The sequence below is a fragment of the Rhodococcus sp. T7 genome, assembly GCF_009872365.1.
GTDB lineage: Bacteria > Actinomycetota > Actinomycetes > Mycobacteriales > Mycobacteriaceae > Rhodococcus_F.
Genome location: NZ_WXYH01000200.1, coordinates 1 through 1,772, shown reverse-complemented (window position 1 = coordinate 1,772; position 1,772 = coordinate 1). Strand labels below are relative to the sequence as shown.

Below are 1,772 nucleotides of genomic sequence, written 5' to 3'. Positions count from 1 at the left end.
CTGTTCTTCGCGGACACCACCTCGATGCTGTTCGGGGACGCGAAGAAGTCGGTCTCCGAGGTCACCGAGGAACTCAAGGCCCTTTAATCGTTTGGTCCGAACGACTTACGCAGGACAGCCAAGCTTCCTACCGTCGCTATACCTTCACCAACAAGAAAATCGCACGATGAGTAAGGGGTACGAAATGGGAAAACTCGATGGGAAAGTTGTCATCATCACCGGAGCTGCTCAGGGCATGGGTGAAGCTCACGCTCGGCGCTTCGTCGCTGAAGGTGCCAAAGTGACACTGACAGACCTCAATGAAGCAAGGGGAAAGGAAATCGCAACCGAACTCGGCGAGAACGCTCAGTTCGTTTCTCACGACGTTGCTTCTCTGAGCCAGTGGCACGACGTGCTCAGCGAAACCGAGCGCGCCTTCGGGCCGGTGAATGTACTGGTCAACAACGCTGGGATCATCGGTCCCATCGCTGAGACCGTGGAACTGAGCGAGCAGGACTATCTGCATGTCATCAACGTCAACCAGACCTCGCAGTTCTTCGGCATGAAGACAGTGATCCCTTCGATGCTGGAGGCGGGCGGAGGATCCATCGTGAACGTCTCATCGGTGGCCGGGATCGTATCGATCGTCGGAGCTCCCAACCTCGCGTATGTCGGAAGTAAGTTCGCCTCACGCGGAATGACGAAACACGTTGCTGTTCAATATGGTCCATCGAACATTCGCGCAAACTCAGTTCATCCCGGATACATCAAGACCCCGATGATGGCAGCGGCCACCGACGCAGACGGCGGCGGAATCAATGAACAGATCCCCATGGGCCGTATGGCCGACCCTGAAGAAGTCGCAAACCTCGTACTGTTTCTCGCCAGCGACGAATCTTCTTACGTGAACGGTACAGAGCATGTCATCGACGGCGGCCTGACAGCCCAGTGAAGTACTGATTTTCCGAGAACCCCCTGACCTCAGGAGCGTCCGCCGCCGCCCGGAGGCGGCCGCGTCCTGAATGTCAAACCACATCGAGATACCTAGTTCAAGGAGAAAGGGCATCGAATGAAATCCCTGGACGACGCGGTGCTTGCATTCGCCCGAGTCTGGGCGCCGTACGGCGGCCCTTCGCCGGAAGACATTTTCGTCGAGTTCGGCATCAGCCGCGTTTCATTCTACCGGCGTGTGCAATCCAGGCTGAGAGCCCTTCCTCCGGTCCCTCTTTCCGATACAGAGAAACGACGGCTCATCGAGGTCATCGACCGTCACGTAACGGGGGCGTCGACTGTTTGTACGTAGGCCCATCATCGAGGACCGTGCTCGCAACGGTCGGGAACACGCACGGACAGACCGAGCCCACCCACGACCCAGTAGAGGTCTCGCCCGTTCATACCATTTCTTGAGTTCGGGCTCGAAGAACCAGATTCCATCGGGTGTGCACTACTCAGGTCGCCGGTATGAGGGCGCCCCAAGGTGCCGCGTTGTGCGCCGCCGTGAGCGGCAACCAATTCGAACTCTTCGTGACCCTCGTCGCCCTGCCCCAACGGACGAGGGGTCCCGAACGCCCTCATGTTCGCTCTCGCCACCCACCACCTGCAGCACCTCACGACACCCAGCCTTGATGCACCACGAGAACGGCGCAGCCATAGGCGATCACCGCGCCGATCTGTCGGGTGGGTTGTCAGTTGTCGATCTCGATGAGGTCGGTGCCGCCGCGTTCGAGCCACATCGCTTCGACGTTGCGGCGGATCACCTTCCCGGACGCGCTGGTGGGAAGCATGTCGTTGCG

The 1,772-nt window shown here is 59.0% G+C and carries 2 protein-coding genes; both read left to right on the top strand.

What is annotated here, in order from left to right; genetic code table 11:
• Nucleotides 1–87 (top strand): NAD(P)(+) transhydrogenase (Re/Si-specific) subunit beta (locus tag MLGJGCBP_RS51900; protein WP_236581209.1); only part of this gene is annotated, 87 nt, incomplete at its 5' end.
• 97 nt (nucleotides 88–184) lie between these two features.
• Nucleotides 185–931, top strand: coding sequence for a glucose 1-dehydrogenase (locus MLGJGCBP_RS19415; RefSeq protein WP_201453126.1), 747 nt, complete (start codon nucleotides 185–187; stop codon nucleotides 929–931).
• Nucleotides 932–1,772: the final 841 nt, after the last annotated feature.

What these genes read in the sequence shown, in the direction of transcription:
- MLGJGCBP_RS19415 (WP_201453126.1), top strand. Translation starts at nt 185, where the DNA reads ATGGGAAAACTCGATGGGAAAGTTGTCATCATCACCGGAGCTGCTCAG.